19 protein-coding genes are annotated in these 21410 nt (G+C 69.3%); 5 read left to right on the top strand and 14 right to left on the bottom strand.

What is annotated here, in order from left to right:
• The first annotated feature begins 28 nt into the window (after positions 1-28).
• Positions 29-1300: a tyrosine--tRNA ligase gene (gene tyrS, locus FVA80_RS14610; protein ID WP_147906726.1), complete on the top strand. Its 1272-nt coding sequence runs from the start codon at positions 29-31 to the stop codon at positions 1298-1300.
• 355 nt (positions 1301-1655) lie between these two features.
• Here tyrS and tatC read toward each other — a convergent pair whose 3' ends face one another.
• From tatC to argS, 6 genes are all read right to left on the bottom strand, one after another.
• Entirely contained in the window at positions 1656-2456 is an 801-nt protein-coding gene (tatC, locus tag FVA80_RS14615) for a twin-arginine translocase subunit TatC (protein ID WP_147906725.1), read from the bottom strand.
• On the bottom strand, positions 2453-3028 hold the full coding sequence (gene tatB, locus FVA80_RS14620) for a Sec-independent protein translocase protein TatB (protein ID WP_147906724.1): 576 nt from the start codon (positions 3026-3028) through the stop codon (positions 2453-2455). Before tatB ends, tatC begins: the two co-directional genes overlap by 4 nt.
• 86 nt (positions 3029-3114) lie before the next feature.
• Positions 3115-3390: a twin-arginine translocase TatA/TatE family subunit gene (locus tag FVA80_RS14625; RefSeq protein ID WP_147906723.1), complete on the bottom strand. Its 276-nt coding sequence runs from the start codon at positions 3388-3390 to the stop codon at positions 3115-3117.
• A gap of 172 nt (positions 3391-3562) precedes the next feature.
• Entirely contained in the window at positions 3563-4570 is a 1008-nt protein-coding gene (nagZ, locus tag FVA80_RS14630) for a beta-N-acetylhexosaminidase (protein WP_147906722.1), read from the bottom strand.
• Between the two features lie 310 nt (positions 4571-4880).
• Entirely contained in the window at positions 4881-6236 is a 1356-nt protein-coding gene (locus FVA80_RS14635) for an SPOR domain-containing protein (protein WP_147906721.1), read from the bottom strand.
• Positions 6237-6285: 49 nt separating this feature from the next.
• Positions 6286-8037 (bottom strand): arginine--tRNA ligase, encoded by a 1752-nt coding sequence (argS, locus tag FVA80_RS14640; RefSeq protein ID WP_147906720.1) that lies wholly within the window; start codon positions 8035-8037, stop codon positions 6286-6288.
• 290 nt (positions 8038-8327) lie between these two features.
• Between argS and FVA80_RS14645 the strand changes: the two genes are divergently transcribed.
• The gene (locus FVA80_RS14645) at positions 8328-8750 is read left to right on the top strand and encodes a hypothetical protein (RefSeq protein ID WP_147906719.1); all 423 of its coding nucleotides are present in this window, start codon (positions 8328-8330) and stop codon (positions 8748-8750) included.
• Positions 8751-8774: 24 nt separating this feature from the next.
• Here FVA80_RS14645 and FVA80_RS14650 read toward each other — a convergent pair whose 3' ends face one another.
• Entirely contained in the window at positions 8775-10031 is a 1257-nt protein-coding gene (locus tag FVA80_RS14650; protein ID WP_147906718.1) for a deoxyguanosinetriphosphate triphosphohydrolase, read from the bottom strand.
• 146 nt (positions 10032-10177) lie between these two features.
• Between FVA80_RS14650 and FVA80_RS14655 the strand changes: the two genes are divergently transcribed.
• Both FVA80_RS14655 and FVA80_RS14660 read left to right on the top strand, forming a co-directional pair.
• Positions 10178-10504 carry an iron-sulfur cluster assembly accessory protein gene (locus tag FVA80_RS14655; protein ID WP_147856233.1) on the top strand — a complete coding sequence of 109 codons (327 nt, stop codon included), beginning with the start codon at positions 10178-10180 and terminating at the stop codon, positions 10502-10504.
• A gap of 151 nt (positions 10505-10655) precedes the next feature.
• Positions 10656-12593, top strand: coding sequence for a hypothetical protein (locus FVA80_RS14660; RefSeq protein WP_147906717.1), 1938 nt, complete (start codon positions 10656-10658; stop codon positions 12591-12593).
• Positions 12594-12648: 55 nt separating this feature from the next.
• On the opposite strand, the gene FVA80_RS14665 is transcribed toward FVA80_RS14660, so the two are convergent.
• Genes FVA80_RS14665 through FVA80_RS14675 form a run of 3 tightly spaced genes read right to left on the bottom strand, consistent with a single transcriptional unit; the run spans position 12649 to position 15136 of the window.
• Positions 12649-13383 (bottom strand): ATP-binding cassette domain-containing protein, encoded by a 735-nt coding sequence (locus FVA80_RS14665; RefSeq protein WP_147906716.1) that lies wholly within the window; start codon positions 13381-13383, stop codon positions 12649-12651.
• Entirely contained in the window at positions 13364-14101 is a 738-nt protein-coding gene (locus FVA80_RS14670; protein WP_147906715.1) for an ABC transporter permease subunit, read from the bottom strand. Before FVA80_RS14670 ends, FVA80_RS14665 begins: the two co-directional genes overlap by 20 nt.
• A gap of 51 nt (positions 14102-14152) precedes the next feature.
• Positions 14153-15136, bottom strand: coding sequence for an ABC transporter substrate-binding protein (locus FVA80_RS14675; RefSeq protein ID WP_147906714.1), 984 nt, complete (start codon positions 15134-15136; stop codon positions 14153-14155).
• A 194-nt stretch (positions 15137-15330) separates the two neighbouring features.
• Between FVA80_RS14675 and FVA80_RS14680 the strand changes: the two genes are divergently transcribed.
• Entirely contained in the window at positions 15331-15708 is a 378-nt protein-coding gene (locus FVA80_RS14680) for a 4a-hydroxytetrahydrobiopterin dehydratase (RefSeq protein ID WP_147906713.1), read from the top strand.
• Positions 15709-15723: 15 nt separating this feature from the next.
• Here the strand turns inward: FVA80_RS14680 and FVA80_RS14685 are convergent, their stop codons facing one another.
• The 4 genes from FVA80_RS14685 to FVA80_RS14700 form a co-directional block, all read right to left on the bottom strand.
• Complete coding sequence (locus FVA80_RS14685; protein ID WP_147906712.1) at positions 15724-15945, bottom strand: hypothetical protein; 222 nt, start codon at positions 15943-15945, stop codon at positions 15724-15726.
• Positions 15946-16124: 179 nt separating this feature from the next.
• Complete coding sequence (locus FVA80_RS14690) at positions 16125-19190, bottom strand: efflux RND transporter permease subunit (RefSeq protein WP_147906711.1); 3066 nt, start codon at positions 19188-19190, stop codon at positions 16125-16127.
• Between the two features lie 22 nt (positions 19191-19212).
• Positions 19213-20313: an efflux RND transporter periplasmic adaptor subunit gene (locus FVA80_RS14695; RefSeq protein WP_147906710.1), complete on the bottom strand. Its 1101-nt coding sequence runs from the start codon at positions 20311-20313 to the stop codon at positions 19213-19215.
• Positions 20310-21401 carry an efflux RND transporter periplasmic adaptor subunit gene (locus FVA80_RS14700; RefSeq protein WP_147906709.1) on the bottom strand — a complete coding sequence of 364 codons (1092 nt, stop codon included), beginning with the start codon at positions 21399-21401 and terminating at the stop codon, positions 20310-20312. Before FVA80_RS14700 ends, FVA80_RS14695 begins: the two co-directional genes overlap by 4 nt.
• Between the last annotated feature and the right edge of the window lie 9 nt (positions 21402-21410).

Below are 21410 nucleotides of genomic sequence, written 5' to 3' on the forward strand. Positions count from 1 at the left end.
CGCCGGCTGGCGACCCGAGACCGCAGCCATGAATGCCGAGAGCTTCGCGCCGAAATCCGACTTCCTGCGGATCCTCACCGAGCGCGGCTATATTCACCAGACCTCCGATCTCGCCGGGATCGATACCGCGGCGCTCGAAGGGCGGCTGACGACCTACGTCGGCTACGATTGCACGGCGCCCTCGCTCCATGTCGGGCACCTGCTGTCGATCATGATGCTGCACTGGCTGCAGGCCACCGGGGGCAAGCCGATCGCCCTCATGGGCGGCGGCACCACCCGGGTCGGCGACCCGTCAGGCCGCGACGAGAGCCGGAAGATCCTGACCCTCGAGCAGATCGACGCCAACAAGGCCGAGATCCGCAAGACCTTCGACCGGTTCCTGAGATTCGGCGGGGGCGCCGGCGACGCCGTGATGGTCGACAACGCCGAGTGGCTGACCAAGCTCAACTACATCGAGATGCTGCGCGACATCGGCCGGCATTTCTCGGTGAACCGCATGCTGTCGATGGACAGCGTCCGCATGCGCCTGGAGCGCGACCAGGAACTGTCGTTCCTGGAATTCAACTACATGATCCTGCAATCCTACGACTTCGTGGAGCTGAACCGCCGCTACGGCTGCACCCTGCAGATGGGCGGTTCGGATCAGTGGGGCAACATCGTCAACGGCATCGATCTCGGCCGGCGCATGGGCACGCCCCAGCTCTACGCCCTGACCTGCCCGCTGCTGACCACCGCCTCGGGCGCCAAGATGGGCAAGACCGCCGCCGGCGCGGTCTGGCTCAACCCGGACATGCTCAAGCCGTACGATTACTGGCAGTTCTGGCGGAACACCGAGGACGCGGACGTGGTCCGCTTCCTGAAGCTGTTCACTTTGCTGCCGATGGAAGATATCGCGCGGCTCGCGGCGCTGGCCGGCTCCGAGATCAACGCGGCCAAGACGGTGCTCGCCACCGAGGCCACGGCGCTGATGCACGGCCGCGAGGTGGCGGAAGCCGCCGCCGAGACCGCCCGGAAGACGTTCGTCGAAGGCACCCTCGCGGCGGATCTCCCCAGCGTCACCGTTCCGGCCGCCACCCTCGAAGCCGGACTCGGCGTGCTCACCGCGTTCGGGCCGGACATCGCCAAGCTGGTGCCCTCGACCAGCGAGGCGCGCCGCCAGATCAAGGGCGGCGGTTTGCGGGTGAACGATGCCGCCGTGACGGACGAGAAGGCGGTGCTGATGCCGGCGGACCTGACCCGGGATGGGGTGATCAAGCTGTCCTTCGGCAAGAAGCGTCACGTGCTTCTGCGGACGGCGTAGGGCTCCGACGAGGCGGCTGTTTCGCATCCCTCAAGTATCAAGAGTGATTGGGGCCGGTTCGCTCGACTGGACTCCCGGCCCGTGTGCTGAATGGTTGGGACGGGCGGGGCAGGACGCGCGCAGCGGCACAAGCCTCCTCCTTGTCATCCCGGGGCCGCTAAGCGGAGCCCGGGATCCATACACGCCGACAGCTCAAGGCCTTGCACCGTTGGCGATTATGGGTTCCGGGCTCGCCTGCGGCGCCCCGGAATGACACGGCGATCGATCTTGCCGTCTTGGCATCGTCGGCACGCCGGAGGTCACAGGTCAGCGGTGAAACGCATTCCGAACCGTTGATCGCTGCCGACGCCGATCCTTACGGATCCAACCCTTCCGCGGCCCGACGCGCCGCGCGCAGCTTCTCCACGCGCGACACGGAGAACACCGAGGCCTCGTAGAGGATCAGCATCGGCAGCGCGAGCGAGAGCTGGGAGATGACGTCCGGCGGGGTCAGCACTGCGGCCACGACGAAGACGAGAACGATCGCGTAGCGGCGCTTCTCGCGCAGGAACGCCGCGTCGATGATGCCGATCTGGCCGAGCAACGTGAGGATCACAGGCAACTGGAACGCGATGCCGAAGGCGAAGATCAGCGTCATGATCAGCGAAAGGTACTCGTCGACCTTGGGCAACAGCTTGATCGTCGGCTCGCCGGCCACGCCGACCTGCTGCAGCGACACCGAGAACTTGATCAGCAGCGGCATCGCCAGGAAGAAGACCACCAGCGCGCCCAGGATGAAGAAGATCGGCGTGGCCACGAGGTAGGGCAGGAACGCCTTGCGCTCGTTCCGGTACAGGCCCGGCGCCACGAACGCGTAGATCTGCGTGGCGATCACCGGAAAGGCCAGGAACGCGGCGCCGAACACGCTGAGCTTGATGTTGGTGAACACCTGCTCGAGGAAGTGCGTCGCGATCAGTTCGGCGTTCTGGACCCCCACGATCGAGACGTAGGGGTAGACCAGGATGTTGTAGATATCCCGTGAGAAGAAGAAGCAGCCGAAGAACATCACCACGAAGGCCGCCAGCGACTTGATCAGCCGCGCGCGCAATTCGATCAGGTGTTCGAGCAGCGGTGCCCGGGACGCTTCGATCTCGGCCTCGTCGGCGTCGCTCATCATCGGGCAGTGGCGCCGTTCTTCGGGTCCAGGGGAGCGTCGTGCGGGGTCTGAGGTTCGGGCGGCGGTCCGTAGGGATCGTCGACCGAGCCCGAGACGGGAAGCGGGGCCTCAGGCGGCACCGCGTCGGTATGCGGCGCAGCGTCAACGGCACCGGGGTCCGCATTGGCCGGTGCGACGGCGTCCTGCTCGGCCTTGAGCTGAGCGGTGGCGTCGGCCAGGGAACGCGTGTCCGCGACCGGCTTCTCGGGGCCGAGGGGCTCGGAACCCTGGCGGGCGGCGACCCGGCCCTCGACTGCGCCTTTCAATTCGTCCCGGATCGTCTGGACCGGATTGAAGCCGGAACTCGCGGTACGGACCGTGTTGCGGATGCCGTCGACCTCCTTGCGGACCTCGTCGAGTTCGGCTTCGCGGATCGCCTCGTTGAACTGCATCTGAAACTCGCCGGCCATGCGGCGCAGTTTCGTGGTGATCTGTCCGACGGTGCGCAGCGCCTTCGGCAAGTCCTTCGGCCCGATGACGATGAGGGCGACGCCGCCGATCAGCATCACCTCGCCCCAGCTCATGTCCAGCATGTCGTCGACGGTCCCGCTGCCCTGGGATCCGGACCTCGATCCGAACCCCGTCAGGCTCTACACCACAGCGCGCGCCCTGACAGTCCTCAGACCGGCTTACGCTCGCCGCCGGGCAGATGGCTCGCCGGAACCGCGGTCCCGGGGCTCGTCTCGGCGGCGTGGGGGATGGTGCGGACCGGCTCGTTCGGCGGAGCGACCGGCTGGCTGCTGACCGGCGGCGTCTCGTCCTCGGCCATGCCCTTCTTGAACGCTTTGATGCCCTTGGCGACGTCACCCATCAGGTCCGAGACCTTGCCGCGTCCGAACAGCAGCATGACGATGACGGCAACGATGACCCAGTGCCAGATACTCATGCTGCCCATGGCAACCTCCTGCGTGCGCCCACCTGGCCGCGCCCACTTGCTTGCGCTCCCATATGGGGGCGGGACGCCACGGCCGGTTGAAGAATTCCGGGCGAACCTAGGGATCGTACCGCCCGAACACAAGCAGAGGCGGCATCAGGGACAGTGGATGCCCGCGGTGGAAGGCCGCGGATCAGGCGGCGGTCGCGAGCGCGGCCGCGAACCGGGCCCGGGCTTCGGGAACGTCGAGCCCGTCGCCGGCACGGTCCAGGCATGCCAGGGCTGCAGTGGCCCGCCTCGCGGCGGCGCCGTCGAGGGTCGGTGCCGCCTCAGCGACGGCCCGCATCTCGTCCATCGCGCCGTTGCAATGCAGGCCGACATCGATCCCCGCCGTGAAGGCGGCTTCGGTTCGGTCGCGGAACGTGCCGGTGAGCGCGTGCATCGACAGGTCGTCGGTCATCAGCAGGCCGTCGAAGCCGATGGCGCCGCGGATCACGTCGCGGATGACGGTCGCCGACTGGGTCGCCGGGCGGTCGGGATCGATGGCCGTGAAGACGACATGGGCGCTCATCGCCATCGGTAGGTCGGCGAGCGCCTGGAACGGCCGGAAATCCTGAGCGGCCAGCGCCGCCAGGGTCGCCTCCACTACCGGCAGGCCGTGATGGCTGTCGCAGGCGGCGCGGCCATGGCCGGGCACGTGCTTCATCACCGGTAGGACGCCGCCGGCCATCAAGCCTTCCGCGACGGCCCGGCCGATCTCGGCCACCCGATCCGGGGACGATCCGTAGGCCCGGTCGCCGATGATGTCGTGCGATCCCGGCGCCGGCACGTCCAGGACAGGCGCGCAATCGACGTTGATGCCGACCTCGGCCAGGTCATGGGCCATCAGCCGGGCGCCGAGCCGCGCGATCGCGGTGGCACTCCCGTTCAGGCGTCCGTAGCGGCCGCCCGCCGGGTAGGCCGGCCAGTGCGGCGGGCCCATGCGCTGGACTCGGCCGCCCTCCTGATCGATCAGGATCGGGGCGGCGTCGGAACCAAGGCAGTCCCGCAGCGCCGCCGTCAACGCCCGGACCTCGTCCGGCGTGCCGATGTTGCGCTTGAACAGGATGAAGCCCCAGGGCCGCACGTCCCGGAAGAAGGCCGCCTCCTCGACGGAGAGCGTCTTGCCGGCGCAGCCGAGGATCAGGGCACGGGCGGTCATGCGGGGTTCTCGGTGGCCGCTTGGGTGCGGCGGAGGATATGTCGGGTTCGGCGAATCGGTGGCGGCAGAGTCGGGCGGGAACAGGGAGGCGGCAAGGCGAAACGAGGGGCCTGAAAGATTGGAGCCCGTGTCCGAGACCGAGTGTTGCGGGCGGGACTCGCGTGCACCGCCCCCCTCAGATCAGCCCCTGCCCTCTCAGGCTGGGGCGCAACACGCCCGCCCCTAGCCGACGTTCACGTCCGGCGGCGAGGCGTCGACCTCGTAGTGCACCAAATCCGGAGCCTGACCGGTGGCCGGCGCTACCGCGGCCTCAGTTCTTGGCGACGAAGCACTGCCCGCCCTCGCCCTGGAGGGTGCTGCACAGGCTGGTTGCCTCGTTCTTGGCCAGGGGCCCGACGCGGACGCGGAAGATCGTCTTGCCGTTGACCTCTGCCTGGCGGATCAGCTCGGGCTTGCCGGCAAGGCCGCTGTACTTGGCCTGCATCTGCTTGAGCGCCGCCTTCGCCTCGGCGGCGGAGCTGCGGACGCCGAGCTGGACCGAGAACCCGCCGACCGAACCCGTCTTGACGGTGTCGTCGACGGCATCCGGGGCGTCCGGGGCCGGCGTGGCCACGGTGGCGACCCGCTGCGCGGCCTTCGGGGCCGGCTTGACGGCGACGGACTTCGGCGGGGCGGCATCGGCCGCCATGGAATTCGGCGCGGCCTGGACCGGCTCGGGATCCGGCGCCGCCAGGGAGGCGGCGGCCTGGCGGCCGGGCTTGGACTTGGTCTGGGGCGGCTCGTCGGTGGGCAGCACCATGGTCGGGATCGGGGCCGGCGCGGCGTCGGCCTGGGCCTCGCGCTGGACCGGCGCGGGAGGGGCCTCCGGCTTCACCGCGACGGTGCGTACCCGGCGCGGCTCGCCGAACGCCTCGAACGGGCCGTTGCCCGGCGTGGTGCCGCTCTGCGCACCGCCGGCGGGACCGGTCCCCTGCGCCGCGCGGGCCGCCTCGGCCACGTCGATGGGCTGCTCCTCGCGGTTGACGATCTTGATCTGGCCTTCCTTGGTCTTGCCTTTGGTGTCGTAGATCTGCCGGTTCTGGTCCGGGATCTCGACGCCGTCGGCGACCTTCGGGGCGACCTTGAGCGGGGTCGAATCCGCCTGGACCACGGGTACGCCGCCGGCGCTGCCCGAGCCCTGCAGGCCCTTGTAGGTGAGCGCTCCCGTCACCGCCACGGCGACGATGGCGATGCCGGCTCCGACGGACGCCAGACGGCGGCGCGGGTTCACCCGGCGCAGCGAGCGACCCTCCGCGTAGTCCGCGGCGGCGGCCTCCTGCGGATCCCCGGCTTCCGCGCCGTACGCGACCGGTTCCTCGTGGGTGTCGCGCTCTACTGAGGCCAAGTACTGGTCGAAGGCGTCGGCGGGGTTCGGCTTGGGCGGCTCGGGAGCGAAGCTCGGCTCGACCCGGCCGTCCCAGTTGGCCTGCGGCTGCGCGGGCGCCGCGCCGCGCATCTCGTCGCGGGCCGCCAGGAGCGCACGGAACGGGTCATCCTGTCCGACGATCCGCGCCAGCTCGGCCAGCGGATCGGGCTTGGCGCCCCCCGGGGGAACACGCCCCCGCTCCTGACGCAGATCGCGCGCAAGGGCGTCCAAATCGACCTGAGCGCGCGAAGCGTTCGTCATGGCAGCATCCTCACATCACGGCCGGTCACCGGCCCGATGCATATCGAGCCTATCGCATCTCATCCGGCGCGGTCACACCGAGCACTGCGAGGCCGGCCGCGAGGGTACTCCGTAGAGCCTCGACGAGCGCCAGCCGCGCCCAGGTCGACTTTCGGTCGGTTGCATTAACAAACCGTAATTGCGGCAAGTCTTTGCCCTTGTTCCATAAAGTATGGAGCGCGGCCGCCGTCTCGTAGAGGTGGAACGCGATCCGATGCGGCTCGTGCGCCATGGCCGCCGATTCGAGCACGCGGGGATATTGGGCGATCAGCCGCATCACCTCGACCTCGCCGGGATCGGTCAGGAGGCTGAAATCGGCCTCGCGCAGCAACGCCGCCACGGACAGGTCCGCGCCCGGGAAAGCCTCGCGCGCCTGCCGCTGCACCGAGCGGACGCGGGCATGGGCGTATTGGACGTAGAAGACCGGGTTGTCCTTCGACTGCTCGACCACCTTGGCGAGGTCGAAATCGAGGGTCGCGTCGTTTTTCCGATAGAGCATCATGAACCGGATCGCGTCGCGGCCGACCTCGTCGATCACGTCGCGCAGGGTCACGAACTCGCCGGCCCGCTTCGACATCTTCACGGGCTCGCCCGCGCGCAACAGCCGCACCAGCTGGCACAGCTTCACGTCCAGCGTCGCCTTGCCGTCGCTGACCGCCTTCACGGCCGCCTGCATGCGCTTGACGTAGCCGCCGTGGTCGGCGCCGAGCACGTCGATCAGCTCGGTGGCGCCCGCCAGGTACTTCGCGCGGTGGTAGGCGATGTCGGAGGCGAAGTAGGTGTAGGATCCGTCCGACTTCAGCAGCGGACGGTCGTTGTCGTCACCGAAGTCCTTGGTACGGAACAGCGTCTGCTCGCGATCCTCCCAATCCTCGGGCAACTGGCCCTTGGGCGGCGGGAGGCGGCCCTCGTAGACCAGCCCACGCTTGCGCAGCTCCTCGAGCAGCGCCTTCACGGCGCCGCTCTGCTGGAGGGTCCGCTCGGAGAAGAACTTGTCGTGCCGGATGCCGATCGCCGCGAGGTCGGCCCGGATCATGTCCATCATCATGGCGAGGGCCGTCTCGCGCACGGCGGGGAGCCAGTGCGCTTCCGGCTGATCGAGGAGTGCGCGGCCGTGGGTCTCGGCGAGATGTGCGCCCACGGGCTTGAGGTAATCGCCCGGATAGAGCCCTTCGGCGATCGCGAACGGCTCGCCCAGAGCCTCGCGGTACCGCTGGTAGGCGGATCGGGCCAGGACGTCGACCTGAGCCCCGGCGTCGTTGATGTAGTATTCGCGCGTCACTTTGCGGCCGGCTGCGACCAGGAGGTTGCACAGGGCGTCGCCGAAGACTGCGCCGCGGCCGTGGCCGACATGCATCGGCCCGGTTGGGTTGGCCGAGACGTACTCGACGTTGATCGGCCCCCCGGGAAGCTGCGCGCGGCCGAATTGGTCCGGATCGGAGAGCGCGCTGCGGATCACATCCTGGAAGAGTCCGGGCACCAGCCGCAGGTTGATGAAGCCCGGGCCGGCGACGCTGGCCTCCAGGATGCGCGGGTCGGCGCGCAGTTCCGTGGCCAGGGCCTCCCCGAGGGCCTTCGGATTGGTGCGGGCCTCCTTGGCCAGGACCAGCGCGGCGTTCGTGGCCAGATCGCCGTGCGTCGTGTCGCGCGGCGGCTCGACGACGACGCGGCCGAGGTCGAGGCCCTGGGGCAGCTGGCCGGCGCGGGTCAGCGCCTCCACGGCCTCGCGCACACGCGCCTCGAACAGGGCGAAGATGTTCATCGGTCTCGGTCTCGCTCGCGCGGGGATGCTGCCGCGGGGCCGTCTCGGCCCGCGCCCGCCGGGAGCCGTCTAGCAAGGGGGCGGGATAGTGTCACGGCGGCGGTACGGGCCGGCCGGTCCGCGGAGCAAGCCGGCGTTAACCGCGCCGCTGGAACGATCGGGCATTCGGCCGGACCAGCGCAGTTTATCCCCACGCGATGACTACCGACGCCCCCCGGACCATCTTGTCTTGGGTCCCATGAGTCTATGTGATCGACAGGATCGCAAAATTCTGGATCTTGGAGATCTTCATGAAGACCTTGATGTTGGCGGGCGCAGCCCTCTGCGCGGTAGCCCTGGCGGCACCGAGCGCCGAGGCCAGGGGCTTCCGGGGCGGAGGATTCCACGGCGGCTATGGCGGCTATCACGGCGGTTTCGCCGGGCGCGGCGGTTACGGCCGCGGCTTCGGCTATGGCCGTGGCTACGGGTATCGCGGCGGCTACGGACGCGGCCTCGGTTACGGGTTGGCCGGCGCGGGCATCGGCCTGGGGCTCGGGCTCGCCGCCGGCAGCGCGTACGGCGCCTACGGGTACGGTGGCGGCTATGGCGGCGGCTATGGCTATCCCGCGGCCTATGGAGGCTACGACTACGCCTACCCGGCCGCCTATGGCGGGTACGGCGGATACGGTTCCGGGGGCTGCTATGGCAGCTTCACCTGCGGCTGCGGCTGCTGATCGCGTTCAATGCCCCGCCGGATCTCACGGTTCGGCGAGGGGCAGGCCCCGGCTCGGCAACTCCCAGTACAAGTCGGGCGTCGTCGGATAGAGCTTGCGATGGGCCAGCACCGCGTAGGTGTCGGTCATCCCGGCGATGTAGTCGGCGACTCGCCGGGCGATGCGCCCTTCCGGTGCATCCGCCAGGCCGGCGCTCCACTCTTCGGGCATCCGGGCCGGAGCCATCGTGAATGCCGCGAACAGGTCGTTCACGATGGCGTCGGCCTTCTTGCGCACCGCCACGACACCGGGATGACGGTACATCCGGGTCCAGAGGAACCGCATGATGTCGGCATCCGCTTCCGCGATGGCCGGCGAGAACACGATGACCGGCTCGGACGCGTGTCGGATGTCCTCCACGCGTCCGGGATCCAGTGCGGCGATCCGGCGGCCGCCCTCTCGGATCACATCCTCCACGAAGCGGGTGATCACGCGCCGGGCCAGCTCATGAATGACGCGGGACGGGTCAAGGCCCGGATGCAGGCGATCGATCTCGTCGAGGATGTCGGCCAGGAACGGCACCGCGCGCAGCTCCGGGATCTCGAACAGGCCGGCGCGCAGACCGTCGTCGAGGTCGTGCGCCGCGTAGGCGATGTCGTCCGCCAGGGACGCCGCCTGCGCCTCCGGTCCGGCCTGGCTCCACAGGTCCAGCGGGTTCAGGACGTCGTATTCGAGGATCGCGGCCGGGATGCCGCGCTCGACGTAGCGTGCCGTCGGCTTACCGTCCTCTGTGAGCAGCGGGCCGTTGTGCTTGACCAGCCCTTCCAGGGTCTCCCAGGCCAGGTTCAGCCCGTCGAAACCTGCGTAGCGCCGTTCGAGCCGCGTGACGATGCGAAGCGCCTGCGCGTTGTGATCGAACCCGCCATGGGCCGCCATGCAGGCCTCCAGCGCATCCTCGCCGGTGTGGCCGAAGCAGGTGTGGCCGAGGTCGTGACTCAGCGCCAGAGCCTCCGCCAGATCCTCGTCGAGACCGAGGGCCCGGGCGAGCGCCCGCGCGATCTGGCTGACCTCCAGGGTGTGTGTCAGGCGGGTGCGATAATGATCGCCCTCGTGGTGCACGAAGACCTGGGTCTTGTGCTTCAGGCGGCGGAACGCCGTGGAGTGGATGATCCGGTCCCGGTCGCGCTGGAAATCGCTACGGGTCGGCGAGGAATCCTCGGCGATCAGCCGTCCGCGCGTCCGCGCAGGATCCGTGGCGTAGGCCGCCCGCCAGCGCTCACCGTTCGGCCGCACGGCGTCCATCCTCGATCTCGCGCAGCCTGATCATGACCCCTCCCCGCCCGGCGCGTTGCGGCGCGGGCCTCGAACCCATATCTTGTAGGCTTAGGCGTGCTCGGCAACAGCCGGGCGACGCCGTCCACCGAACAGCTGCGTGGCCAGAGCTAAAGATGGCTGAGATCACCCTGACCCCCCGCGCCGCCAAGCGCATCAACGAGATTATGGGGGCGGAGCCCCCGGGCGCGTCTCTGCGCATCAGCGTCAACGGCGGCGGCTGCTCCGGATTCTCCTACGCGTTCGACATCGCCCGGTCCCGGGAGGCGCAGGACGTGGCGATCGAGCGCGACGGCGCCACCGTGATCGTCGATCCCGTGTCGCTGGAATACATGTCGGGCTCGACCATCGACTTCGTGAACGACCTGATCGGCCAGTCCTTCAAGATCGAGAACCCGCTGGCGACCGCATCCTGCGGGTGCGGCACCTCGTTCTCGCTCTGAACGGTCGCAACGGTCCTCCTTGGGGAAGGCCGTTGCGCGCCTACGACACTGGAGCCGGCTTAGGGCCCGCGCCCCCGGTGTCCGATTGCCTCGGCGGGTAAAACGCGGCACCCATGCGGCACCCCCGCCGAGCTGTGATCCGGACCCTCCCATGATCCATCCGAAGGTCCGATCCCGCCTCCGGTCGGCGTTGGCCGCGACCTGCGCCTTCGCCTGCCTCGTCGGGGCGGCGGCACCGCCCCCCCTGGCGGCTCAGGAAGGCGCCGCCGCGGTCCAAGACGTGACGATCACCGACGTCATGCTGCCGCTCGGCGGGACGATGCTCCGGGCGCCGAAGTTGACGGCCAGCGGCACGCGCCTGTCCAAGGATGAGCTCGCGGCGATCCTCAAGCCCGATTCGGCCGAGCCCTGGGAATCCCGGCTGGCACGGCTCGACGCGGGCAGCCTGACGATCCCGGTGCTGAGCTCCGAGCATGCCGGCCCCGGCAACGACCGCCAGACCGTGACCTACCGCGACGTGGTCCTCCGCGACGTGAAGGCCGGACGCGTGGGCGAACTCACGGCGGCGGGTGCGACGGTCAGCGCCGTCACGGGTCCGAACCGTGGCGACGGCACCTACGGCCAAGTCCGGGCGACCGACCTCGACCTCGCGGCGCTGAATCGGCTCTACACCGTTCCAGGCGACGGCAAGGGCCCTGTGCAGAAGGTCTACGGCACGATCCAGGTCTCGGACGTGACCTATTCCGACGCGCGCGGCACCACCGTGAAGATCGTGCGCCTGAACGGGCGCGACCTCGGCGGCCGACAGGTGCCGGACGGCTGGAACGGCGCGTTCGAGATCGTGGCCGCCGGCTTCCAGGGGCCCAACGACCGTCGGACCTTCGCGGCCTCCGCCGCCGACCTGATCGAGGCCACCACGTTGGGCAGCCTCGACATGCAGGGCTTGAGCGTCAGCAACACCGATCCGCAGGGACCGGTCCTGTTCGAGATCGCTCGGGCGACCTACGCCGCCGGGTCGGATGCGGGCACGGTCCTGGAGAACATCACGCTGGCGCGCGGTAGCCTGCGCGCGCATCTCGCCCGCCTCGCGCTGGCGGACGTCTCGCTTGCACCGACGATCGCGGCTTTGCGCAACGCCGCGGCCGATCCCGCCAGCCGGTCCGGATTCAGCGATGCCGAGATGCATCGGCTGACGCCGGCACTGGGCGGCCTGACCCTGACCGATCTGAGCATCGACCTACCGCTCGACGCAGAGTTTCCCAAGGCCGTCCCGCCGGATCCCCGCGCGCCCCCCCGCGCCTCCGCGCCGGGGAAGCCGACGACGGGTCGGCCCACCGACGGAAGGCTTTCGGAGCCCAAAACCGCGACCGTGCCGCCCGGCGACCCGCTTTCCGTCACGATCACACCGGCGCCGACACGCCGGGTGGCCCTGCGGGAAGCCAAGCTGTCCTTCGGCCCGCCGCAGGACGGCGTGCCGAATGCCGGACGGCTGACCCTCACCGGCCTGAGCCTCCCGGCGGAGTTCGTGGCCGGCGCGCCGATCATCGGCGCGCTACCGGCCTACGGCTATCGGGATCTCGACCTCGATCTCGTGGCCGACGCGGCCCTCGACGGCAAAGCCCGCGACCTGTCTCTGCGCGAAGTCACGATTTCGGGGCGCGAGATCGGGACCGTCCGGCTGTCCGGAACCCTCGGCGGCATCGGACCGGAGCTGTTCAACGGAAGCCTGCCCGCCGCCACGATGCTGATGTTCACGGGGAGCGCCAAGAGCCTCGATCTCACGGTCGAGAATGCCGGCCTGTTCGAGCGGTTCCTCGCCGCGCAATCGAAGGATCTCAGCCTGCGACCGGACGAGCTGCGCAAGGAATACGTCACCGCCAGCCTGCTCGGCGTGCCGGTGATCCTCGGCAACACGGCGGCGGCCAAGGGCATCGGGGCGGCGATGGGCCAGTTCGTGATGAAGCCGGGTAAGCTCGTTCTGCACGCCAAGTCGAAGGAGCCCGCCGGCATCGGCTTCATCGATATCGGCGCGGCGCGCTCGCCGGCAGCCCTGCTCGACCGGATGGACGTGGACGCCAAGGCGAACTGACCCCTCGGTCCAAGTGTCCGCGCACCGTAAGCGCACCGTCCGCACGGCGTGCAGGCTACTCCGCGATGATCCCCGGATGTTGTGCCGCCAGGGCGGCCCGGGTGGTTTCGGCCCAGGCACGGTCGCGCTGTTTGCGCGGGCGGTCGAGCGTGACGTTCGCCATGAGCGTCGCCGGCCGCTTCGAGACGAGCAGCAGCCGGTCCGCGATCCCGATCGCCTCGGCGACGTTGTGCGTCACCATCAGGACGCTCATGCCGGCCGAATCCACGGTATCGACCACCAACCCGCGCAGCTCGGCCGCCGCGGCATCGTCCAGGGAGACGAACGGCTCGTCGAGTACCAGAACGCGCGGCGCGTCGGCGAGCGCCCGGGCCAGCGCGACGCGCCGCTGCATCCCGAGCGACAGGGCCTTCGGGTAGCTGCCGCGCCAGGGCGTCAGGCCCAGCTTGGCGAACAGGGCGTCGAGGTCGCGTCCGCGCCGAGTCCGCGGCAGGCCCAGCCGGACATTGTGCTCGACGCTGCGCCAGGGAAGCAGGCGCGGCTCCTGAAAAACCATGCCGGCGTGATCGGCCCCGGAGACGCGGCCCTCGAAATCGGTGTCGAGGCCGAGCAGGATCCGCAGCGTCGTGGTCTTTCCGGCGCCGGACGGCCCGATCAGGCAGACGATCTCGCCGGCTCCGACCGCGAACGAAAGGTCGCGGACGGCTTCCACCGGCTCGGCGCCCTTCGAGCGGTAGCGCTTCGCGTCGATCGCGACCTGCAGGACGGGTTCAGCGCCAGCGGCGGACATGCGCTTCGAGCCGCTGGAGGAGGAGGACGTCGATGCCGATCATCACGGTCATGAAGACGAGGCTGTAGCCGATGATCGCGGCCACGTCGGTGCTCTGCACGAAGTAGTAGTTGATCGCGAAGCCGACCCCGTCGGGCCGCCCCAGCAGCTCGACCACCAGGACGATCTTCCAGGCGAGCGACAGGCCGGAACGGGCCGCCGTGACCACGTAGGGCTGGAGCTGCGGCACCAGCACGTCCAGCGCCCAGGTGCGCCGGTCGAACCGGTAGGCCCGGGCCATCTCGTCCAGGCCGGGATCGAGGTTGCGGGCGCCCTCGCGCACGATCACCGCGACGTTCGGCAGCTTGTTGAGCACCACGGCCAGGATCGCGGCGGTCTCGGTCAACCCGACCCAGACGTAGGCCAGCACGGTGATCACCAGCGCCGGTGTGTTGAGGAGGACGAGGAGCGGCGTGTCGAGGGTCAGGTCGGCGGCCTTTGAGCGGCCGAGCGCCACCCCCAGCAGGATCCCCAGCACCATCGCCACCGCGAAGGAGATCGCGACCCGCAGTAGCGTCATCCCGACATTGTGGAACAGGTCGCCGCGCTCGGCCTCCTGCAGGATGAAGCGCAGCACCGCCATCGGAGCCGGCAACAGGCGCGAGCCAGCCTCCAGCGCGGCGAATTGCCAGGCGGCGAGGAGGACGATGAGGGACGCGATGCGGGTCAGCGCGCCCATGCGGTTCCGGCGATCCGGATTCCCGCCCTGAACGCCGGCCTGGCGGGCAGCTCAGCCATCGCGTCCGTTGTCGTAATAGAGGTCCGGCGGCAGCCCGGCGCCCTTGCCGACGAGGCGGGCACCGCCGAGCCGGGACATGACGGCGTAGAGCTTCTCGGCGTCGGTTCGCTCCGCCGCCACCGTCCGGCGCGGGATGCCGGCCAGGAAGTCGCGCTTGAGAGCCTCGAACGTCGCTTCGTTCTCGGCTGCCATCAGCGGGCGCACGATCTCCCAGGTGCTCGGGTCGGAGGCCAGCATATCCTTGGCGGACCGGGATGCCCGGGCGAAGCCCGCCACGGCCTCGGGCTTCTCCTTCACGATGGCATCCTGGAACAGGTAGCCGATCAGGGAGACGTCGCCGGCGACACCGAGAGCGTGCATGATGTCCTCGGCGCCGACGAGCCGGCGGAAGCCCTTGGCCTCGAGCCGGGCGCAATAGGTCCAGTAGGTCAGCGCCGCGTCGAGGGCGCCCTGTTCCAGCTTCAGCGTGATCAGCGGCGGTGCGCCGTACGCGATCTCGGTGGCGCGCTCGAGATCGATGCCGGCGGCATCCCGGGCCTGCGCCCTCAGCAGCAGCCAGTTCTTGTCGAGGGGGCCGCCGGCGACGCCGAAACGCTTGCCGTCGAGGTCCTTGAGGCTCTTGATCGGGCTGTCGGCCGGCACCATCACGGCGCCCTCCGAGGTCGAGTACGGGATGAAGCGCACGGCCTGGCCGTCGTTGCCGAGGCGGGCCGCCCAGAGCAGGTCGCCGATGATCGTGTCGACCTGTCCGCCGATGAAGCTGATCCGCGCCGCGTCGTTGCCGGCGAGCTTGACCGCGTCGAGCTGGAAACCGTTGGCGGTATCCAGGCCGCGGGCCTTGATCACCGCCGCCTCCCAGGTCGAGGTGCCGAACGGTAGGCTCCCCAGGCGGATCGCCGGCACGTCCGCCCGCGCCGCCCGCAGGCCGAGGCCGCCGAGCAGGCCGCCGGCGAGCATTGCGCGCCGTGACAGCATCACGATTTCTCCCATCGTATTGTGCGGTCTTGGACGATCGCAGACTTGGGCGTGGACTTGTCCTGACGCCGTTGGAAAATGGTCATAGGGCCCGCATGGCGCTCCGTCCACCGGGGCCGGCGCCCCTGCGCGCTTGCGCGCCGCCGACGGCGCGGGCACCCTCGGCCTCCGACGGAACGAAAAGGACGAGGCGAATGACCGAACGGCGCGAAGGCGTTCTGGACGAGGCGGCCGTGGAAGCGCGGCTCAAGGCGGAGCTACCGGACTGGCGGCTGGAGGACGGCTGGATCCGCCGCACCTACAAGACGGCGGGGTGGAAGGGCACGCTCATGGTGATCAACACGGTGGGCCACCTCGCCGAGGCCGCCTGGCACCACCCCGACATCACGGCGTCCTACGCCTGGGTCGAGGTTCGGCTGATGAACCATGCGGCCAAGGGCATCACCGAAAAGGATTTCGCCCTGGCCAAGAAGATCGAAGATGTCGTGTCCTGGCAGCCGGCGCTGGAGGGGCAGGGTCTGGAGGGCACGCCGTCGGATCCGCGCTTCGCCTACATCAAGTACGACAAGTAGCGGGGCCGCATCCGGTCACTGCGGCTCCTTCACCCGGCGGCACTCGGTCTTGAGGTAGGCGGACTTGCCGATCTCGTCGCGCCGCTCGGTGCGGGCGATGATCTCCTGCCAGCCGGTGGCGCAACCGAGCTCGTTGGCGACGCGGACCTTGCGCACCTCCAGCGCTTCGGCATCGGTGCAGGCCTCCTGGGCGATCCCGTTCGCGCAGACCAGGACGACGGCGATGAAGGCGTTCATGCGGGCGGTGCTCCTCGGCTCCAGGCGCCTTACGCGTCGGAACAGCCGGGAGTTTCCAGCCACTGCGCGGCAGGCATGCGGGGGGAAAGATTCACGGTCGGCCCGCCCTGAGGGGGCGGAGGGGCGGGCCGACCGCTCATCGCAGCGTAGGCCACGCTGCGATCCGTGATGTCGGATGCTCAGGCACTCTGCACCGCGTGCCGGTCGCGGCTCTCAGGCCGGATCCGGTAGCAGCCGACATAAAGGGCGGGCAGGAACAGGAGTGTCAGGACGGTCGCCGCCAGGATACCGCCGATCATGGCGAATGCCATCGGTCCCCAGAACACTTCCCGGGCAATCGGGATCAGGCCCAGGCTGGCCGCGGCAGCAGTGAGCAGGATCGGCCGCATCCGATGGTGGGTCGCCTCGTAGACCGCATCCCAGGGTGCCATGCCCTCGTCCCGGAACTCCTCGATCTGGCTCACCAGGATCACGGCGTTGCGGATGATGATGCCGATCAGCGCCAAAATCCCGAGGATCGCCACGAAGCCCATCGGCTTGTCGAACAGCAGCAGCGCCGGGACCACGCCGATCAGCCCGAGGGGCGCCACGGCGAAGACCAGCAGCATCCGGCCGACGCTCTGGAGCTGCACCATCAGCAGCAGCGCCATGGTGAGCAGCATCACTGGGACGACGGCGGCGATCGGACCCTGGCCCTTGGCTGATTCTTCCACGGCGCCGCCCGTCTCCAGCGCGTAGCCCTCGGGCAGCGCCTTCGCGTAGGCGTCGATGCCGGGTTGGAGGGCGGTCACGATGGTGGCCGGCTGCGTGGTGTCGCGGATCGTGGCCCGCACCGTCACGGTCGCCAGCCGGTTCCGGCGCCAGACGATCGGCTGTTCCAGGTCGTAGCCGATCCGCGCGAAGGACAGCAGCGGCACGACGGAGCCGTTCGCGAGGCCGACCTGCAGCGATTGGAGAGTATCGAGCGAGGATCGCTCGATCGCCCGCGCCCGCCCGACGACGTTCACGAGATAGATCGAATCGCGCACCTGGGTGATCGCTTGGCCACCCTCGATGCCGTTGAGGATACCGGCGATGTCCTGGCTGGTGACCCCGAGCTGGCGCGCCTTGTCCTGGAGGATCTCGACCCGCAGGACCTTGCCGGGCTCGTTCCAGTCGAAGGTCGGCACGTCGAGACGTTTGTCGGCGGCGACCACGTTGCCGAGGTCGAGGGAGAGGCGGCGCACCGTCTCCATGTCCGGGCCGCTGAGGCGGTACTGGACCGGGCGCCCGACCGGCGGGCCGAGGCTCAGGGGCTGGATCAGAACATCGGTGCCCACGAAGTCGCGCCGGCCGATCGCCTGCAGCCGCGTCATGACCTGATCGCGGATCTCGAGGGATTTCGTCACGACCACGATCTGGCCGTAGAACGCGTTGGAGAGCTGCTGGTCGAGGGGCAGATAAAAGCGCACGGCGCCCTGGCCGACATAGGACGACCAGCTCGTCACGTCCGGATCGTCCTTCAGCTTCGCCTCGAACCGGTCCATCTGCGCCTTGGTCTCGGCGATGGTGGCGTTCTGCGGCAGCGTCAGGTCGACCAGCACTTCTGAGCGATCCGAGGACGGGAAGAACTGCTGCTGGACATGGCCCATCCCGACGATGGCCAGCGCCATCAGCGCCAGGCAAAGGGCAACCGTGGTCCAGCGCCAGGCCATCGCGAGCTTGAGCATCGCCAGGAACAGGCGGGTGAACAACCCGCGCTTCTCGGCATGGTGCTTCACGGTCTTGGGCAGCAGCGTCACGCCGATCAGCGGGGCGAACAGCACGGCCACCACCCAGGAGACCAGCAGCGCGGCGGCCAGCACCACGAACAGCGAGTAGGTGTATTCACCCGCGCCCGAGCCGTTGAAGCCGATCGGCAGGAAGCCCGCCACCGTCACGAGCGTGCCGGTCAGCATCGGGAAGGCCGTCGAGGTGTAGGCGAAGGTCGCCGCCTTGCGGAGCGTGTCGCCCTGCTCCAGCCGGGCGACCATCATCTCGACCGTGATCATGGCGTCGTCGACAAGGAGGCCCAGCGCGATGATCAGCGCGCCGAGCGAGATGCGCTGGAGCGTCACGTCCATCATCTGCATGACCACGAAGACGATCGCCAGCACCAGCGGGATCGACACCGAGACCACGAGTCCGGCGCGCACGCCAAGACTGACGAAGCTGACCGCGAGCACGATCACCACGGCCTCGACCAGCGCCTCGGTGAAGCCACCGACCGCGTGCTCGACCTGCTTGGGTTGATCCGACACCAAGTGGACGCCCACGCCCACGGGCAGCGTCGCCTCGATCCGCCGCATCTGCGCCTTCAGGGCCTCGCCGAAATGCAGCAGGTTGGCGCCGGGCCGCATGGCGATGGCGAGGCCGATGGCGGCCTTGCCGTCGACCCGGAACATCGGGGCGGGCGGATCCTCGTAGCCGCGGCTGATCTCGGCGATGTCGGCCAACCGGAAGAACCGGTCGTTGACCCGCAGGTTCACGTCCTGCAGCGAGGCCTCCGAGGTGAAGGAGCCGCTGACCCGCAGCGAGACGCGTTCCGGCCCGGCCTGCACCACGCCGGAGGCCGACACCGCGTTCTGGGCCTGAAGCGCCTTGATCAGCGCCTGGAAGTCGATGCCGTAGCCGGCGAGCTTGCGGGTCGAGAAGTCGAGATAGATGGTCTCGGCCTGGGTTCCGATCAGCTGGGTCTTGCCGATGTCGGGGACCCTGAGCACTTCGGTTCGGATGCCCTCGACGTAGTCGCGCAGCTGGCGGTAGGTCAGCCCGTCAGCCGTGAAGGCGTAGATGTTGCCGTAGACATCGCCGAACTCGTCGTTGAAGAACGGGCCCTGCACGCCGTCCGGGAACTGCCCCTTGATGTCACCAAGGCGCTTGCGGACCTGGTAGAAAGCCGGCTGAACTTCGGACTTCTTCAGCGTGTCGCGGAACTGCACGAACACCGTCGACGAGCCCGGCGTCGTGTAGCTGCGGACGTAATCCAGGGCGTTGAGCTGCTGCAGCTCCTTCTCGATGCGGTCGGTGACCTGATCGAGGGTGTCCTTGATGGTGGCGCCGGGCCACGTCGTCTGCACGACCATGGTCTTGATCGTGAAGGGTGGGTCCTCCTCGCGGCCCAGGCGGCTATAGGCCATCACGCCCGCCACGAGCGAGACCGCCATCAGGAACCAGACGAACGAGCGGTGCCCGAGCGCCCAGTCGGAGAGATTGAAAGCCTTCACGGAAAACCCTCGTCCGACCGGATCAACGGGCGTCGTCGGTCAGGCGGACGGCTTGGCCTTGCTGCAGGGCGTGGACGCCGGCGACGACGACCCGCTCGCCCGGTTCGACACCGTCACGGATGGCGACGCGTCCGGCCTCGACCGTCTCCGGGTTAGAGGCCAGGGTCACATCCCGGCGCGCCACCGATGTTCCGGCCGCATCGACGACCCAGACCGAGCGGCGCGGGCCGTCTTCCAGCAGCGCTGCGGCGGGCAGGAGGACGTGGCGCGGCACCGTGCGGGAGAGCGCCACGTCGATCGTCGCACCCAGGCGGAAGGCCGGGCCGGGATCGTCGAGCGTGATGCGGATGCGCCGGGACCGTGTCCCGGCCTCGGCGAGCGGCGCGATCTCCCGGATGCGCCCCCGGGCCGTCAGCTCGGGCGCGCTCTGGAGCGACACCGTGAACACCCCATCCGCCGGAAGCGCGCCGACATATTGCTCCGGAATGTCGACGACCGCCTCGCGGATCTCCGGCCGGGCGACGGTGACGACGCCCTGTCCGGCGCTCAACACCTGCCCGATCTCGGCGAGGCGCTGGGTGACGACGCCGTCGAACTCCGCCTTGAGCTCGGTGTAGCCCATCTGGTCCCGGGCCTTCTGAAGGCTCGCTGCCGCCTGATCGAGCCGCGCCTTCGCAGTGTCGCGCTTGGCCACGGCCTGATCGAGGGTCGCCTGCGAAACGTTGTTGCCCGACATGAGCCGCCGGGCGCGCGCCTCGGCGGCGTCGGCATTCTCGGCCTGCCCCCGGGCATCCGCGAGATCGGCCTCGGCGCGGGTGAGGTCGAACCGCGTGACCACGGTGTCGAGGGCGGCCAGCCGCTGCCCTTTGGTGACGATGTCGCCGACGGTCACGTCGCGCGCGATCATCCGGCCGGGGATCTGGAAGCCGAGCTGGGACTGGTAGCGCGGCTCGACCGTCCCCGCGAAGGGGCCGAACATGACGGCGTCCTTCGGCACGGCGACCTGCGTGAGGACCGGCCGCACGGGTGCAGGCGCGGCCTCAGCGTTCTGGTCATCGTGTCCGCCGCATCCGCCGAGAATCACCGCACAGGCGGTGAGAGTCAGAACCGCACGCGTGCTCATGGGTTGCTCTCGACGAGGTTGGCAGCAACCTCCTGTCCGGGGCGCAGAAATTGAATACCTGCGATCACGACGCGCTCGCCCGGCTCGATCCCGCCCTTCAGGGCGATGACATCCGGCCCGTATTTATCGATCTCGACGGCGCGGACCGACACGGTTCGGTTGCCGGGATCGTAGACCCAGACCGCGGGGCGTCCGCCGTAGCGGTAGAGCGCGGACCAGGGCAGGATGACCGCATCGTGTGGCGCAAACCGCCCGTGGCCGATGACAACCGCGCCGAGCCCCATGGCCGGTGGCGTCTGTTCCAGGCCTATCTTGACCCGTACCGTGCCGCTCGACGCATCGACCGTCGGCGAGATCTCGCGGACCGTGCCGTTCACCGAGATCGACGGGTTCGTCTGCAGCGTGACCGTGATGGTCTTGTCGCCCGGCGGCCGGGCGGTCAGCGATTCGTAGACGTTGAACACCGCATCCCGGGGGCCGTCCTGCGCCAGCACCAGGACGGTCTGACCGGACTGGACCACCTGGCCGACCTCGACGCTGCGGCTCGTGACGATCCCGGAGATGCCGGCGCGCAACTCGGTGTAGGAGAACTGCTCCTGCGCGGTCCCCAGCGCGGCTTTGGCCGAATCGAGCGCCGCCTGCGTGGTCCGCAGCTCCTGCTCGGCATTGTCGTAGCTCGGCCGCGTCGTGTACCCGCCGGCCAGGAGCTGCTTCTGACGCTCGAACGCCATCTTGGCCTGGGTCAGCAACGCTTCGGCCGAGGCCACGGCGGCCTTGGCGTTGTCGAGGTTCGCCCGCTGGGTCAGCGGCTCCAGCACCGCGAGGACCTGATCGGGCTCGACGTGGTCGCCGACCTCGACCCGACGCTCGGCGACCTTGCCGTTCGTCCGGAACGAGACATTGACCTGCGCCTGGGCCTGGATGTCGCCGGTGAGCACGACTTCCGAGGCGACCGGCGTACGCCGCACCTCGACGATCCGGACCCGCACGAGCGCCGAATCGGGCTCCGCCGCCGGTTCGGCCGCCCGGGCCGCTGGTGCCAGCGCAATCGTCGCGAGCACGAGAGCTGTGTATCGTTGAGCGAACATGCGGATCTT

It is taken from the genome of Methylobacterium sp. WL1 (assembly GCF_008000895.1).
Taxonomy (GTDB): domain Bacteria; phylum Pseudomonadota; class Alphaproteobacteria; order Rhizobiales; family Beijerinckiaceae; genus Methylobacterium.